The organism is Lunatibacter salilacus, from assembly GCF_009797935.1.
Taxonomy (GTDB): Bacteria; Bacteroidota; Bacteroidia; order Cytophagales; family Cyclobacteriaceae; genus Lunatibacter; species Lunatibacter salilacus.
In genome coordinates this window covers 116,544-133,666 of record NZ_VOLC01000008.1, presented here as the reverse complement: position 1 = coordinate 133,666, position 17,123 = coordinate 116,544, and the positions used below count along the sequence as shown (strand labels likewise).

Sequence of the window (17,123 nt, the reverse complement as noted above, 5' to 3'; positions counted from 1 at the left end):
AAAACCGGGAAGGTTGCGGATTTGAAATAAATCTCCTAAAACAATCGAAAGCCCATGGAAAGGATCAGCTGATTTTGGCGCTGATCCGTAGGGACTGCCGCATAGCTGTTAATGGCATTGGTCATCCCACCCTCGTATTTAAAGTCCAAAACCAAATTTCCAATATCCAATCCGATACCAGCCTGATATCCAAATGTAAATTCCTCCTTCGGTGGTATAAGCCTTGAGGTAGTACCGCCATCGTTAGAAGACATTTTTCCATTCAACAGATAAGTGGCCACTGGCCCCGCTTGAAGTCTAAGCACTGAACCAAGCTTTAAACCAACCATCATGGGCACATCCAAGCGGTTGAACTCCACGTTATAGTTAAAGGTGTTGTCACTGAAAGATCCCCCTGTATTGGTGTAAAGTACTTCAGGTTGGATAAAAACAACCGGTAAGTTAATTCGCGCAAAGGCACCTACATGGTACCCAATCTTGGAGTCCTCGCCCCTGAAACCTTCAAATACTTTCACATCTCCTTGCGAGACACCGAATTTGGGACCCATAGTAAAGATCTGAGCCTGTCCCTGCAGGCTGACAAATGTTGCAAAGGCAATAAACATTACTAGCTTTTTCATGTGCTTTTGGATTGTTTTGAGTCAATGAAATAAAAAGCGATATTCATAAAACAAAAAGAACGCCAATTTATTGTTTACTGTCCTGCAAAGGAAAGGGCTATTACAAGCATGCGAAATTTTAAACTGAAAATTTTTCCTCATGAAAAAAAATGGATTTAACTCAAGAACTTAAAATTTCAATATGTAATTTTCCAAAATTTTTCGTTCATAATTGAATGTTAGTTTATTTTATAATCTTTAGATGAAAAAAACACTACTGAAATTAATCGGAGGAATCTGCATTTGTTTGGCCTATTCATGCGTTGACGATCGGGTAATGGAGGATCCCTTTGCGGGGAAGCCGGCTGCACGATTAGGCGTAGGGCAATTGGCCAACCAATTATTGGCTGGGGATCAATTTACCAGGATGGAGATCGAAATGGTCTACATGTCAGGCTACCGTCCCACCAATTTTATGCTTGGTGAAATGGTCACATTTCTTGAGGACTATGTCAACAAGTCGGACGGGATCATCTTTAGACAAAAGGAAATACCAGCCCTTGGTCAGGCCAACTACACCATCTCCGATATTCGGGAACTGGAGGAAACGCATCGGGAACGCTACAATGAAAGAGAGATTTTTACAGTATTTTTGCTGGTTGTGGATGGGTATTTTTCACAGGATGAGGAGGAAAATTTTGCTCTAGGTGCAGCCTATAACAGCACGAGTATGGTATTGTTTGGTCCCCGCATCGTAGAGAACTCCGGTGGATTTAGAAGGCCGTCGCTGCCAGTATTGGAAACCACTGTAACCTTGCACGAACTAGGTCACCTGATGGGCTTGGTCAATAATGGGACAGCAATGGTGCATGAACATGAAGACGACGAATACGAATCCCACTGTGATAATGAGAGTTGCCTGATGTATTGGGCTGTAGAAACCAACCGTGGGCTAAACCTTATGGGATCTACTGTTCCCGAACTGGATGAGAATTGCAAAAATGATATTCGCGCAAACGGCGGAAAGTAAAAAACGTCCCGATTTCAAGTTGATATAGGGACGTTTTTACTTTTAATTTGATTTAAAAAGTTCCGGCTCTTTTTTGGAAATCCTCCACGCTAGTCCCACATTAATCAGGTAATCCGCAAAGGCAGCATCCCCGTGTCTGTAGTTCGTCGGTGTCGATGCGGCGATATCGGTGACGCTTCTGGTTCTGTTTCGGGAAATTGCCACCGGAACGTTCAAGCTTACGGTAAAATCCTTTACCATATAGCTGACCCCTGGCTCTATTGAAATAACATATCCAGGCCGTCTGAAACCCTCATTTCCGCCAATCAAGTCCCTAACTGGCACGCCTTCAATCCTTCCCCCCAACGAAGCTCCAAATCCATGAACAAACAGGGATCGGAAAACCCCTGCCCTGAATGCATATTGATCAGGTACAGCCATGATGGATTCATTGGATAGAATAGGATTTAGAGTCTCTCTGAAAGTTCTAGTCCCATTCGTTTCTCTTGGATTAATGAGATAGAACCCATCATAATAAAGAATAAAGTTATTTTTCAAAAAGCGTAATCCCTGTGTATCTAAAATAAGCCCCACTCCTCCGTCACCAGGCTGTATGGATTGGTCAACAGGTCGAACTTGAGGGCTACCCTCGGGACCCACATTGTAAAAGGTACTCCGCGCATTGTAGTTTCCAGTCGGCAATTTGATGCTAGCTCCTATTGCCATATTGCCTTTGGCAGCCTTCTCGCCGGCAAATAGCCAATATCCGCCACCCAATCGCATATCCGCAATGCCGCCAGAATAACTCATGTGCCGGGAGTTCCTTCCATGTTCATAAAGAGAACTTCGTTCGTTATAGACAAATGGCAGGGAAGCTGCGACATAAAACCTGTCCGTGACTGCATAGCTCAGGTTCAGGTCCACGGAATGGGACCAATTGATTACTTCCGTATTATTCGCTACGCGGTCCGGTTCCTCATGGGTGCCTTTGAAGTGTCTAAAGGATCTGAAATAACGGTAATTGGTTCCGATGTTAAAATCGCCCTTTTGCAGGATCTCACCTTGATTGAGGGCATTGCCCACACCCGAAAATTGTCGAATAGCAACACAGCCTTGTGCCTGAACAAGGGAGCTTGTAAAGCCAATTGTCACAAATAGGCATAATATATAGGTAAAGGTTTTCATTGTTGTTTTCTTTTTGATTAGGTTGATAAAATTTAACCTCTAACAGCAGCCACCCCATAGGAAAGCCCAAAAGGCAACTATCCAGGATAACTGTGCTATAGGAATGATTATTTGGCATTGCTCATACACCAAATAGATTGGCTAAATGGAATGCATTAGCTGGTCTGGAAAAACTCCAAGACAAACTGATTCTAAGAAAATTTATGCAACCTGTGGAGGGGGGGCAGTGACCTGGACTTCTACGGCATGATAGATAGAAAAATATTCTGCAAAGCAGAAAGCCTGATTACTAATTGTAGATAAAAAAACAAATCTTTCAGAAGGAGACAAATAATCCTTGACAGGACTTTTGCCCAGTACTATATCCTTTTGCTGATCGGACGAACCGTCCGGGGTAAGGGAAATGACCCATTGCTTTAAGCTGAGTTCAAGATTAATTTTAGCATGGTCGGGCACATAGACGAGCTGAAAGGCGTCATTGATAAATCTTTTTTTGATACCCCGGTATGATTTTCCATCCATACTAAAAGGTATGTTGGTCAGATGAAACTCCTCATTGTCTATCATGTAAGGAAGTCTCATGGGTATTTCTAATACATGCATCGAAAATAATTGCTCGTCAAAAACTTTAGCAGACCATTCCGATTCGATGTGATGTTGATAGGCGAAATAAAAAATATAGAATCCAAAATGGTACACCAAAAAACATCCCAAAAGCAATATGGAAATCCCTTTCTTCATCGGGAATAAAGGTATAAAAAAAATTGAAAATTAAAAATAACTTATTTAATCCTTAACTTCTTCATAGTCAATATAGTCTCCTCCACGTATGGTGCCTGTCGTTTTTCCTTTAGGGATATAGTCTACATCGACATTCCCATCTCTTGGTCGGGATTTTTGCCGGTTTTCTGTGCGTTGCGCTTCATTTACCTGATCCACAAATTTTTTCAGCTTACTCCGGAGAAAATACTTTACCAAGCTGGACATTATCCAACCAATGGCTATAAAGAATATAATAAGTTTTAAAATCATTTCACTGGTCTTTTAAAATAATTAACCACTAAGATTATGCGGTTTTCGAAATGGCATCACCAATACGCTCTTACTCCAAATCTTATGTGATTACCGTAGGGACACGCTGAAGGTATAACACGGCTTTCCCGCCAAAACGTTTCCTTTCACCCCGGATTTTCCTCTACTTAGAATAGTAATTTCTTATAAAATTCGCAAATTTCCAAATTCAATAGGTTCCACAGTCCGAAATTGCTTACATTCCAGACCGTGAAACCTAAGATTTATTTACTTAAGTAGATGTTCCTTTCAGAATAGATCTTCAGGAAGTAATCATCCATCAGGTCATCGATAAAATAGATGGCCTCACCTGTGGATTTCATCTCAGGACCTAACTCCTTATTTACATTCGGGAATTTGTGGAAAGAAAAGACAGGTTCCTTGATAGCATACCCCTTTTTTACCGGGTTGAAATTAAAATCTGTCACCTTCTTTTCACCCAGCATCACCTTGGTAGCATAATTGACATAAGGTTCTGCATAGGCCTTACAGATAAAGGGCACCGTCCGTGAGGCTCTTGGGTTTGCCTCGATGACATATACTTTGTCATTTTTGATGGCAAATTGTATGTTGATAAGACCTTTTGTTTCCAGTGCCAAAGCAATCCGCTCGGTATAGGTTTCGATTTGACGTATCACCAAGTCTCCCAAATTATAGGGTGGGAGTACGGCGTAGGAGTCTCCGGAGTGAATGCCTGCCGGCTCGATATGCTGCATTATACCGATGATATAAACGTTTTCTCCATCACAGATGGCATCTGCTTCCGCTTCGATAGCCCCTTCCAAGAAGTGATCTAGCAAGATTTCATTGTTGGGAATATCTCGAAGCACGTTAACTACATGCTCTTCCAACTCCTTTTCATTGATTACTATTTTCATACCCTGCCCACCTAATACATAAGACGGTCTCACTAAGAGCGGAAATCCAAGTCTTTTGCACAATTCAAGCGCCTCGTCTGTATTGTGGATCGTGCCAAATTCCGGATAGGGCACATTGTTGTCTTTAAGGAGAGTGGAGAAACTTCCCCTGTCCTCTGCCAAATCCAATGCTCTGAAACTAGTCCCGATGATTGGAATATTGTATTTATCCAGTTTTTCAGCCAGCTTCAGTGCCGTCTGTCCTCCCAACTGTACGATTACGCCTATGGGATTTTCATGTAAGATAATTTCATATATATGTTCCCAAAATACCGGCTCAAAGTAAAGCTTGTCGGCAATATCAAAATCCGTGGAAACCGTCTCAGGGTTACAATTAATCATAATGGTCTCATAGCCACACTCCTTAGCAGCCAGAACACCATGTACACAGGAGTAGTCAAACTCAATCCCCTGCCCCACGCGGTTGGGACCTGAACCCAGCACCACAACTTTTTTGCGGTCAGATGCTATGGACTCGTTTTCATCTCCAAAACTAGAATAGTAATACGGAGTCTGCGCTTCAAATTCAGCAGCACAGGTGTCCACCAATTTATATACCCGGCGAATACCCATCTCATCCCTTCTTTTTTGAAAAACCTCACTTTCGAGGCAGCCGATCAGATGGGCAATTTGCCTGTCGGCATATCCCTTTTGTTTGGCAATTTTCATCAGGTCATAGGGGATATTCTCGAGGGTATACGTCCCAATTTTTATATCGAGATGTACCAATTCCTCAATTTGCTTAAGGAACCACTTATCGATCTTGGTCAGGTCCTGAATTGTCCGGAAGGAAATCCCAAGTTTGAAGGCATCATAAATGTGGAATAATCGATTCCAGCTCGGATTGGCCAAGCTATATAATATTTCATCCTGATTCCGGATTTCCTTGCCGTCCGCACCGAGTCCATTTCGTTTGATTTCCAGGGACTGACAGGCTTTTTGAAGGGCCTCTTGGAAGTTTCTTCCGATGCCCATTACCTCCCCTACTGATTTCATTGACAATCCCAATTTCCTATCGGATCCTTTGAATTTGTCAAAGTTCCATCGGGGAATTTTTACGATTACATAGTCTATAGCGGGTTCAAAAAATGCCGAGGTACTTCCCGTGATGGAATTTTTCAATTCATCCAAATTGTAACCGATGGCTAGTTTAGCCGCCACCTTTGCAATGGGATAGCCTGTAGCCTTGGAAGCCAGCGCCGAGGATCGGGAAACCCGAGGGTTGATTTCTACTCCTATGATGGTTTTATTATCAGGACTGACAGCAAACTGTACGTTACAGCCACCGGCAAAATTCCCGATCCCGTTCATCATCTTGATGGCGAGATTCCTCATCCATTGGTAGACAGTGTCAGGCAGCGTCATAGCTGGGGCTACCGTGATCGAATCACCCGTATGCACTCCCATGGGGTCGAAGTTTTCTATGGAGCAGATCACAACCATGTTGCCAATGGTGTCTCTCAATACTTCCAATTCATATTCCTTCCAGCCCATGATACTTTGCTCAATAAGCACCTCATGTGTGGGTGAAGCTTGCAGGCCTGCCATCAATGCCTTTTCAAAATTGTCGGGGCTATCCACAAATCCCCCTCCCGTACCTCCTAGGGTATAGGATGGACGAATGACTAAAGGAAAACCTATCTCTTGCGCGATTTCTTTCCCCATAAGGAATGAGGTAGCAGTACGGCCTTTGCAGACGCTTACGTCAAGCTTCTCCATCAGGGCTTTAAACTTTTCCCGGTTTTCTGCCGTTTCAATAGCATCAATGTCCACACCGATCATACGGGTGCCAAACTTCTCCCATATACCTGCTTTATCACAATCGATGGCCAGATTAAGTGCAGTCTGTCCTCCCATGGTAGGAAGTACACAATCGATGTCCGGATGGTCCTTTAGAATTTTGATGATGGATTTTTTTTCCAAAGGTAGAAGGTAGACATTGTCCGCAGTTACAGGATCAGTCATGATGGTGGCCGGGTTGGAGTTGATCAACGTTACGATAATGCCCTCTTCCCTGAGTGACCTGGCCGCTTGTGAACCCGCATAATCAAATTCACACGCTTGGCCGATTACAATAGGCCCGCTCCCTATAATGAGTACATGTTTGATGCTACTGTCTTTTGGCATTTTAAGATTTCGTTTTGAGTAGAATTTACTTATGGCTAAATTGGTGCAAAATTAACCAAAATATTTAAAGATACACGGCTTCTTCCATATTTAGCGGAGATTATACCAAGTAAAGCTAGGTTCAGCCGTGTAAAGATGTAATAATGGAAGATAAAAATACTAGATTATTTATCATAGGGGATGTACATGGATGCTGGCATACATATCAGGAGCTTTTGATTCATTGGAATCCTGAAAGTGAACTCCTTATTCAGCTGGGTGACTTGGTGGATAGGGGGAATTTTAGTCCACAATGCTTAGACCTATCCCAAGATTTGCAGCGGGAATTTCCAGATAAGACTGTCTTTCTAAGGGGAAATCACGAACAAATGATGCTGCGTTACCTTAAAGAAGATGACACAACCGGACATTGGTTAACCAATGGGGGCAAATCAACCTTGGCTGGTTTTAATGATTTTTCTTTGGAGCCATCGGACTTTATCGGATGGTTGGAAAGCAGGGAGTTGATATGGGAGAACGAGTCAGTTTTTGTGTCCCACGCAGGCGTGACTCATGTTGAAAACCCCTTAGATGTTGATGACCGCATGGGAGTCCTTTGGAACAGAGGTCCGTGGAAAAATATCGGCAAACTACAGGTAATTGGACATACACCGCAGGTGAACGGAAAAGCGACGTTTCAGTCGAATCCTCCTGTTTGGAATATAGATACGGGGGCGTTCAGAGGGATTTGCCTTACAGGCGTTAAATTAGATTACCAAGGCAACCTGTTGGAAGAAATTAATATTCCCACAAATAATTTGGATGTAAATTAAAAGCACTGAGCCTTTAAGTGGCTCAGTGCTCTTGTTCATCGTGGAATGTTAGTAACCCGGATTTTGAACGAGATTCTGATTCAAATCCAGTTCCAGTTGAGGAATGGGAAAGAGGTATTTTTGGACGGTTGAAACACCCAAAATTTCCGACGCCAGCCCCGTACGGGTTAGATCAAACCAAGTTTCTGATTCGAACATCATCTCCTTGCGCTTTTCCTCCTGAACCAACCTGGAAAATGCTTCTACCGAAGCAGCAGAAGTTACTGGATCCAATCCCGCTCGCTCCCGGATGGCATTTAAGCTCTCCAGGGAAGAAGCTGTGACGGCAGATACCGCTTTAGCACTAGCTTCCGCATGAATCAGATATACCTCAGCCAATCTGAAAATGGGCACATTCTGGCTTGGCGGGTTGAAGTTTCTGTACTTACCTACATACAGTTGATCTTCGCCTGTATTGTTGGCAGCTGTTCGAATAGTAAAATCCCTCCTTAGGTCATTTTCTTCGAAGACATCCAAAGCGGCTTCTAAAGCAAAAAATTCTTGCCGTGATGCTGGGTTGGCATTCGTCACAAAGGTATTGGGGGTCTGCTGGTCAAACTGCAGTTCAAAAATGGATTCGGAAGAATTCTCCGTGAGCCAAATGTCGGAAAAATCCTCAGCTAACATATAGCTGGAATTACCCACGACCTCCTCAGCAAGCTGTGCGGCATCCGAATAGTTTCCATTATACAAATGGACTTTGGAAAGCAATGCGCGGGCAGCCAAACCTGTCGCACGCCCTTTACCTGTACCGCTAGCTGTCAAGGGTAGTTCCAGAGCTTGGGTAAGGTCAGAAATGATGGCGGCGTAAACCTCCGCTACCGCATTTCTAGACACACGCAAGTCGCCACTTGTTGTCTGCCGGGAAGTAGGGATCAGAATCAAAGGGACATCTCCCCAACCTCTCACCAAGTTAAAATAGGAAAGCGCCCGTAAAAAGCGGGCTTCTCTTACCAGATTTTGAAGTTCATTATTGGTCCCAAAACCCGCTATTTCAGGAGCAAAGAAAATAATATTATTCGCTGCGTTGATAGTGGCATAGGAGGCCGTCCATATATTCAATGACCAGGGATTATCAATCCGAATATCGAAATTCTGGTATTCAACATATTCTGGAAAGCTGGAAATATGTGCCATATGCCCGGCTGCGAATTCAGGTATGGTTATAAACGCCTGTCCATAGCTGAAGCTGCTGGTTAGGGTTCTGTATGCTCCAATTACTGCCGTCCGTGTAGTAGCCACATCGGTAAAGAAAGTAGCCTGACTTAACTGGTCTATGGGTTGTTTTTCTATAAAATCATCACATGACAACATGAAAAACGCAACACCCAGGACAAAGAGTTTATTAAAATATTTTCTCATGATTGTTTCTTTAAAAGGTAACATTGATTCCTCCGGTGAAAATTCTAGGCTGCGGATAGTTGCTGTGGTCGGTGCCGTATGCGATACCGTCACTGGACATGGCATTAACTTCCGGATCATAGCCTGTGTATTTCGTAAATACAAAAGCATTTTGAACGGTCGTATATATTCTAAGATTTGCAACCTTGAGCCTTTCAGCTATAGTAGCTGGCAGCGAATACCCCAACGTAATGTTCCGGATCCTGAAAAATGAGCCATCTTCCACCCATCTGGTAGAAACTGCCGCATTGTCCAGGCTTCCCGGAGAAGGTCTTGGCACATCGGTAATGTCACCTGGCTGTCTCCATCTCCTAGTCCACATGCTGTCTCCATTACCACTAAGGTTGAAGCCGGACAGACGGTAGAATGCCGTATAGTTGTACAGTTCTACACCGCCGACGAACTGACCCATAACACTGAAATCAAAGTTCTTGTAAAAGAAGTTGTTGGTAATACCTCCGAAAAGCCGGGGGTTGGGATTACCTATAATCTGTCGGTCTTGTTGCCGGGTGGGGGCGCCTAGCGTACCGTCTTCGCGTTCAAAGTCGATCATGCCCGTTTCCGGATTGACCCCATGCATTACCCAACCGAAGAAAGACCCCAATGGCATTCCTTCACGGGCAATATTGAAGTTCCCTATTCCTCCCAATAAATCACCCTCGGGCAGGGCCTTGACTTCATTTCTGTTGAAAGTCATATTAAGGGACGTATTCCATACAAACTCCCCAGTAAGGTTCCTTGACTGCAGCTCGAACTCAAATCCTCGGTTTTGGATTTCTCCCAAATTAGTGAATGTGGTTCTATAGCCGGATGTTCGCGGAATTTGCACGTTGATTAGTAGATCTCTCGTGTTTTTGACATAATAATCTGCCAATACACTAATCCTTCCATTAAACATAGAGAAATCTACCCCTAAATTGTACTGCTCGGTAGTCTCCCAACCCAGCTCACCACTGCCATATACGTTTGGTGTAAAGCCAGCCTGCTGGTTGTAAACCTGGCCGCCGGAATACAAAATTTGATTGACGTAGTTGGGTATTTCCTGGTTTCCTGAAAGTCCCCAGCTCGTTCTCAGCTTTAGGTTTTCAAACACCCCATTATCCTGCATAAAGTCCTCGTCGCCGAGTCTCCATGCAACCGCCACTGAAGGGAAATGGGCATATTTGTTAAGTGCGCCAAATCTAGAGGATCCATCTATCCGATAATTGGCTGTTAGAAAATACTTATTTTTGAAGTTATAATTTATCCTGGAGAAATAAGAAACGATACTCCACTCCTGCACACCTGCATTGGCACCGCTTATTATTCCTCCCGCACTGATGATTGGGATTTCGTTGAAGGGAAAATTGGTTCTTCTCGCATCTGTAAAAGAAAAGTTGGATTCCTGAAAGGACAGCCCGAGAATCGCATCGAAGCTATTGTTCTCGTCGATTTCTTTCTCAAATTGAAGGTAGTTTTCATTCAGCCACAACTGATCCTTGGATATGCGACTTCCTCCAAGTCCAATTCCTTGGTTGAAACGTACACCGTTGGGCGGCAGGAAGAAGTTTTCTTCAATAGTACTCAAATCTACCCCAAAATTTGTCCTAAACGAAAGGCCCTCTGTAAATTTATAAGTGGCTCCCACATTGGTTAGTATTCGGAGATTTTCAGCTGTATTGGAAGGTAATGTTAGCCAGGCGACTGGGTTTTCTCTAGAGGTAACCTGTGGATCAAAGATCCAGTCTCCATTCTGATCGGTAACCCCCAAGGTAGGAGGCGTGACTAGTCCATTACGTATAGGCGCTGACCGGGAATTTTCTTCCTGAATTCTTCGATTAACGGCAGTGGTAAGGTTCACATTGGCGCTGAACTGCAATTTGTCACTATGTTGGTGATCCAAGTTCAACCTGAAGCTGTAGCGGTGAAACCCGGAATTTTTGATCGTTCCCTCCTGATTGAAATAGCCGACAGAAGTATAATATTGGGTCTTTTCACTTCCGCCTGTTGCGGATATTTCATAATTCTGTATGGCTGCCTGCCGAAAGGTTTCGCTCTGCCAATCGGTATCAACGGATGTATCCAATAACAGCGGATTGGGGGATCCGCCTTGCGGTCTATAACTCCAAAGATCCTGTATATAATCCACGTATTCGACCGAATTCATAAACGGCAATCTTCGCTCTTTGGGCACTTCTGAATATCCGGCGTAGGCATTAATGCTAATCCGGCTTTCATTGGCGCGCCCTCTTTTGGTAGTAACAAGAACAACCCCGTTTGAGGCCCTTGCACCATAAATGGCTGTAGCGGCAGCATCTTTTAATATCTCGATCGAAGCAATATCGCTGGGATTGATGGATGCCAATATGTTGATTCCCTGATCAGCACCGCCAAAGTTAAAATCTTGGCCTCCGATAAAGTTGGTGGTACTGTTTACGGGAACTCCGTCTATGACATAAAGCGGCTCAGAACTGGCGTTGATGGAAGTGGTCCCCCTGACCCGGATACTGATACCCCCGCCGGGAGTTCCTGAGTTTTGGGTTACTTGCACTCCTCCTGCTTTTCCCTGAATGGCCTGTGTCAGAGAGGGCAAGGGGTCTTTGTCCAGTTCGTCGCTACCGATTGTACTGACTGCGGATGCCAACCGTCTCCTGTCCATCGTGCCGTACCCGATGACGACGACTTCGTCCAAGCTTTGCTGATCCTCCGCAAGCCGGATATCAAATACGCTCTGATTTCCAATTACGATTTCTTGTTTGGCCATGCCAATAAATGAAAAAACTAGCGTTCTTCCACCTTCAGGTACCATAAGGGAAAATTCCCCCGCTTCATTCGTCACGACTCCGGTACCAGTTTCTTTGACGAGAATGCTTACTCCGGGAAGGGGCTCCTGGTTCACCCTCGAAGTAACTTTGCCCGATACCTCACTTTGGGCGTAGGCACCAAAATGAAAGAATAGAGCTGCACAAATTATCCATAATAGTTTTTTCATAAATATATAGTTGGTTAAGTTGAGACGATAATTATATGACTAAATCGTGAATATACAATACTGTTTAAATAAAAAAAATACTATTTAATTAAATTTCAACTTTAAAGTTCCCTGTTATAGTGTCGTGAAAAAGGTTCCGAAACTATTCGATTACTTGATATTGAACTAAAAAGCTCATTTTTAGATCGATGGCAAATCCCATTGAAGGCAGAAAAAAACTACGGAAAAAATTAATCCGCTCTCTCAGCTTGCAGCCCTCCGAAATTGCAGTGACATCAATAGATGAAAGATTCCTGAAAAGAGCCATGGATATTCTGGGGGAAAATATCATGAAATCGGAATTTGATGTGAAAATATTCATCAGGGAAATTGGAATGAGCCGAACTAATCTGCACCGAAAACCGAAGGCATTGACCGACTGTTCTGCGACTGAATATATCAGGGTATTCCGACTGAAAAGAGCAAAGAGCCTCTTGAAACAAAAAGCCGGAAATGTAACTGCGGTTGCCTATGCGGTCGGTTTTAACAGTTTATCCTATTTCAATAAATGTTTTAAAAAACATTTTGGAAACACTCCTTCTGGATATATTCACCATTGAGTACGTTTGGCTCCTTTTAAAATAGATTTGGCATTTAGTTTTCTGCAAAAATGCGTCGGTAAATTTTACATCACCCCCATCAGCATAGTCCTTTTTTAATATTGGTTCTGGAGCTATTCCGCATTTCAAGCAATTGAAACATTTCTACTACAATTTGGAACATATGAACTAACACCTGCCTGATCAATGTCTCTAACTTCCCTATGAATTATCAACGATCATGTTGCATGAAATATAGGACCCTGAAAACAGTTCGGATATGAAAAATTTCGCCTTACTATTCGTATTTTTCAACTTGTCAACTCTCCTTTGTGCACAAAGCCAAATTAGTGGAAGGGTAACGAATCTGGATGGAGAGCCATTACCATTTGCCAATGTCCTATTACTATCAGAAAAGGATTCCTCATTGGTAAAAGGTGTGGTTTCTGAGTCAGACGGAAGTTTTTATTTTGACCAGGTTACCCCCAATGAATACCTATTGTCGATAACCACAGTGGGATTTCACAGGTTTCTTGATAGGATTAACGTATCAGTAGAAGAGGAACTATTATTAACTCCCTCCATATTACATGAACTAGAAGAGGAATTGGAAGAGATTATCGTCACGGCCACCCGTCCTTTTTTTGAGTTGGAACAGGGTAAAATGGTGGTAAATGTGGCGAACAGCATTTCGGCTGCCGGATTGTCGGTCATCGATGTGCTGGATAGGTCTCCCGGTGTATCGGTAAACAGGCAGAGTAATTCGCTCTCCGTTTTAGGTAAGAACGGAGTGGTAATCCTGATGAATGGCCAAAGATTCAGAATGCCCCTAGAGGCGGCTTATCAGATGTTGGCCGGTCTGAATTCCAGTGATGTCGAAAAGATCGAAATCATTACTGTCCCCCCTGCCAACTATGATGCGGACGGTGATGCAGGGTTTATCAATATCGTGATGAAAAAGGACAATGATTTAATAGGCACCAATGGTTCCCTGACAGTCGGACAAGGCTATGGATCTGGTTATAATGGCAATATGAGCTTCAATCTCAACCATCAAGGACCGAAATTCAGTTGGTTTGCTCTTCTGTCCTCGACCTATGTAGATCAGGTAGCAGAATGGGAACAATTTAGAGGCAACAACAACGGATTTGAAGACATTGGTATTGATACCTACACTGATCGGTTTTCCACCAGAAAGTCCATCAATTATCAGACAGGGTTTGACTACAAATTAGGAAATAATACCATCCTCAGTGGCTTGGTCAGCGGCTATAATAACCGTTGGGATCTAACTGCACCCAATGTCACAAAATCCAATTATTCCATTTCCCCGGATACCCTTTTTAGGATGACAACGGTAGAAGTCAATAAATGGAGTCATGTCATGGGCAATATTAATCTTCATCATACATTCCAAAACGGACAGGTCATCAGTACCAACGTAGATTACTTGACCTACAAAAATTTCAATCCATCGGCATATACCATTATGAATTACAATGAATCCAATGATTTGATCAATTCAAAGAACTTCAGAATAAGCAAAGATACCCCAATTGAGCTTTGGGTGACAGATATGAACCATTCCAGGAAAATCGGGGAATCAGTAGCTGTAGAATCAGGTATCCGGGGCACGTTCTCAACATTGACCAATACAGTTGCTTTCGAAGAGAATTTTGGATCAGATTGGCTAATTGATGCAAAATTCACAAATGATGGCCTTCTTCATGAAGATATATTGGCGGCTTTTTCCTCGGCCAAAATCACACTTGATGAAAAGACTACTCTAAATGCAGGGCTAAGGTACGAGAACACCAAAACCAAACTGACTACCCTTTCAGGAGAGCAAATTGTTTACAGGCATTACGGGGATTTCTTTCCAACTACATTTTTGTCCAGAAAAATCAATCCCGACAACTTGGTTCAGGTGTCTTATGGACGCAGGATCACCCGCCCTACTTTCAATGAGATAGCACCTTTTGTGTTTTTTTCTGACCCTTTTACATTTTTTGCCGGAAATGAAAACATCCTACCTACCTACACCAATACCATCAAAACAGATTATTCTTTCAAAAGCTGGATTTTCTCGGTGCAGCATAGCATGGACAAAGATTTAATTGCACGGTTTCAACCTACCCTGGATGAAGAAACAAATACTGTGTTTCTAAAATCGGAAAATATTGACCAAAGGCAGACGGTTTCCATGATTGTGGCTTTCCCTTTGGAAGTGACACCCTGGTGGGAAACCCAAAACAACTTCACTTCAAATTATCAAAAAGTCAATTCAGTGCTGAATGGAGAGGTTTATGAGGTAGACCAGAAAGGGCTGCAGGTCGTGTTGACCAATACCTTTACGCTTCCCAAAAAATACACCGTAGAGTTGACGGGGAATTATAGGTCTCCCGTCATCAACGGATATTTTAATTGGCTGTCCAGAGGCTTTATCAATCTCGGAATTCAAAAGGAGTTTGAAAAAGCCGGGGTAATAAGGGTATCCTGCAATGACATTCTCGAAACCAATCAATTAAGGTGGCGGTCATTTGAGGCCGCTGATATCGATTTTTCAGGTAGACTCAAATTTGAAAAAAGGGTATTTATGGCCACCTACACCTATAAGTTTGGAAATAGCAAAATCAAAGGAACCAGAGATAGAAAAGTAGGATCCCAAGAAGAACAGCAAAGGGTTACCAATTGACCCGCTGTCAAATTTTTAGGTGGGAAAATAAATTTATCCAGCCGGTAAGAAACGGGGTTTTTGATCTTTGAAGGGATATAAGAGCGGGGCGAAAAGTTACATGCCGATAGCTATCGGCATTAACCCAGCCGTCACCAAAGGGTATATAACATCCAGAGAAGGCCCATTTTAAAGCTTCTTTTGTTCTCCTGCGGCTTTATAAAATGCTTATTGTTACCTTTTTAGCTAGGGTACTATATTGTTGTTACACCTGAAGAAGTTTTTGGGATCATATATTTGTTTTATATGACGTAATCTTTCGTAATTATCCCCGTAGGCAGCCCTGACACGGTCAGGACCTTCATCGTTAAAAAGTGCGTTGACATAGACACCACTGCTGAAAAAAGGCTTCATGGCTTCAAAAAAATTCCTGGTCCACTCAATATGAATAGGGGACTCCTCAGATTCATTCCATAATGATATAATAATAAAATCATAGGATGAGTTCCTTTGCATAAAGGCGGTTGAATCCTGGGCTACATTATTGATTGCCCCATGGTGGTGTTCGATAAGGGTCATCGTCCTGGGGGAAGTAACCAGTAGAACTTGGTTTTTAATTACTTCAATGGCCTCATCGCTTAATGTGGTGAGTTGGTTTGCTTTCCAGTAACTGAATAGTCCATGGGGAGCCGCTGCATCCAGCATGGACTGTTGTTGGAGATATGGCATGGTTCCAATCATATCGGCCAAAGGGGGACCAAATTCCCGCAGTGGAGCGATAATCCTTTTGCCCTCGTTCAGGTCATGTCCGCAGTAGCATAAAATAAGGGCAACCATGGGAATACCATCCGGGCTTGTCATGGCACCAGCATAGACGGTTAATTCATCAGGAGCATTTTGGGTAAAACTCCGGAAAAACTTAAGTACTTCTACTATTTTCTCCATGGGGTGCAGGACCATGCCCCCAATGATATTCCCGACCTGATGCAACTGGAATTCAAAGGAAGTAACAATTCCAAAATTACCCCCACCCCCTCTGATGGCCCAAAAAAGATCAGGATTTTCTTCAGGGCTCGCCGTCAAAACCTGTCCATCGGCAGTTACAAGTTCTGCGGAAAGCAGGTTATCACAGGTGGCACCGTATTTTCCCATCAACCAACCAACTCCCCCACCCAAGGTAAGGCCTGCGATACCTGTGGTGGTTACCGCCCCTCCGGTCACAGCCAATCCATGTTCCTGGGTTGCTTTATCAAATTCTCCCCATAAAACACCCGGCTGGGCCACTACCGTTCTTAACTTCGGATCTACTTCGATTTCCTTCATATTGGAAAGGTCAATGACCATTCCCTCATCACACATAGCAAATCCAGCAGCATTATGTCCTCCACCCTTTACTGCCACCAATAACTGCTGTTCCCTTCCAAAATTGACAGCTGAAACTACATCATTGACATTAGCACATTTTACTATACAGGCAGGTTTCCTGTCGATCATACCATTCCAAATCGCCCTGGATTTATCGTAAATTTCTGAATCGGGCAATATGAGCGTGCCTGTCAAAGTGCTTCTCAATTCTTCCCATGCTAAAATTGGGTTGGGATTTTGCGATTTTTTTGTAGTAGTGATCATGGGAATTTAATTTATGTCGGAAATAGTTTGAAAACTTCAAAAAGACTCATTTGGTAAACTTATTAAATTATCCCATGAGCCTGTTAGTACATATGTTTCAAATTATCGTAC

The 17,123-nt window shown here is 43.1% G+C and carries 12 protein-coding genes; 4 read left to right on the top strand and 8 right to left on the bottom strand.

Annotated features, from left to right (window positions below; translation table 11 throughout):
* Window positions 1-35: 35 nt before the first annotated feature.
* Entirely contained in the window at window positions 36-620 is a 585-nt protein-coding gene (locus tag FQ608_RS12555; RefSeq protein WP_158858583.1) for a porin family protein, read from the bottom strand.
* 241 nt (window positions 621-861) lie between these two features.
* On the opposite strand from FQ608_RS12555, the gene FQ608_RS12550 reads away from it, so the two are divergent.
* A complete protein-coding gene (locus FQ608_RS12550) occupies window positions 862-1,629 on the top strand; it encodes a hypothetical protein (protein ID WP_158858582.1) in 768 nt (255 codons plus the stop codon).
* Between the two features lie 42 nt (window positions 1,630-1,671).
* On the opposite strand, the gene FQ608_RS12545 is transcribed toward FQ608_RS12550, so the two are convergent.
* From FQ608_RS12545 to carB, 4 genes are all read right to left on the bottom strand, one after another.
* Window positions 1,672-2,793, bottom strand: coding sequence for a hypothetical protein (locus FQ608_RS12545; protein ID WP_158858581.1), 1,122 nt, complete (start codon window positions 2,791-2,793; stop codon window positions 1,672-1,674).
* A gap of 201 nt (window positions 2,794-2,994) precedes the next feature.
* Window positions 2,995-3,534 carry a hypothetical protein gene (locus tag FQ608_RS12540; protein WP_158858580.1) on the bottom strand — a complete coding sequence of 180 codons (540 nt, stop codon included), beginning with the start codon at window positions 3,532-3,534 and terminating at the stop codon, window positions 2,995-2,997.
* 45 nt (window positions 3,535-3,579) lie between these two features.
* A complete protein-coding gene (locus FQ608_RS12535; RefSeq protein WP_158858579.1) occupies window positions 3,580-3,825 on the bottom strand; it encodes a DUF4834 domain-containing protein in 246 nt (81 codons plus the stop codon).
* A gap of 263 nt (window positions 3,826-4,088) precedes the next feature.
* On the bottom strand, window positions 4,089-6,908 hold the full coding sequence (gene carB / locus FQ608_RS12530; protein WP_158858578.1) for a carbamoyl-phosphate synthase large subunit: 2,820 nt from the start codon (window positions 6,906-6,908) through the stop codon (window positions 4,089-4,091).
* Window positions 6,909-7,051: 143 nt separating this feature from the next.
* On the opposite strand from carB, the gene FQ608_RS12525 reads away from it, so the two are divergent.
* Window positions 7,052-7,720 (top strand): metallophosphoesterase, encoded by a 669-nt coding sequence (locus FQ608_RS12525; protein WP_158858577.1) that lies wholly within the window; start codon window positions 7,052-7,054, stop codon window positions 7,718-7,720.
* 48 nt (window positions 7,721-7,768) lie between these two features.
* Here the strand turns inward: FQ608_RS12525 and FQ608_RS12520 are convergent, their stop codons facing one another.
* Together FQ608_RS12520 and FQ608_RS12515 are read right to left on the bottom strand one after the other, a co-directional pair.
* A complete protein-coding gene (locus FQ608_RS12520) occupies window positions 7,769-9,121 on the bottom strand; it encodes a RagB/SusD family nutrient uptake outer membrane protein (protein WP_158858576.1) in 1,353 nt (450 codons plus the stop codon).
* A 10-nt stretch (window positions 9,122-9,131) separates the two neighbouring features.
* Window positions 9,132-12,131 carry a SusC/RagA family TonB-linked outer membrane protein gene (locus FQ608_RS12515; RefSeq protein ID WP_158858575.1) on the bottom strand — a complete coding sequence of 1,000 codons (3,000 nt, stop codon included), beginning with the start codon at window positions 12,129-12,131 and terminating at the stop codon, window positions 9,132-9,134.
* Window positions 12,132-12,319: 188 nt separating this feature from the next.
* Between FQ608_RS12515 and FQ608_RS12510 the strand changes: the two genes are divergently transcribed.
* Entirely contained in the window at window positions 12,320-12,730 is a 411-nt protein-coding gene (locus FQ608_RS12510) for a helix-turn-helix domain-containing protein (RefSeq protein WP_158858574.1), read from the top strand.
* Window positions 12,731-12,989: 259 nt separating this feature from the next.
* Window positions 12,990-15,404 (top strand): TonB-dependent receptor domain-containing protein, encoded by a 2,415-nt coding sequence (locus FQ608_RS12505; RefSeq protein WP_158858573.1) that lies wholly within the window; start codon window positions 12,990-12,992, stop codon window positions 15,402-15,404.
* Between the two features lie 225 nt (window positions 15,405-15,629).
* Here FQ608_RS12505 and FQ608_RS12500 read toward each other — a convergent pair whose 3' ends face one another.
* Complete coding sequence (locus FQ608_RS12500) at window positions 15,630-17,012, bottom strand: FAD-binding oxidoreductase (RefSeq protein ID WP_158858572.1); 1,383 nt, start codon at window positions 17,010-17,012, stop codon at window positions 15,630-15,632.
* Window positions 17,013-17,123 lie beyond the last annotated feature (111 nt).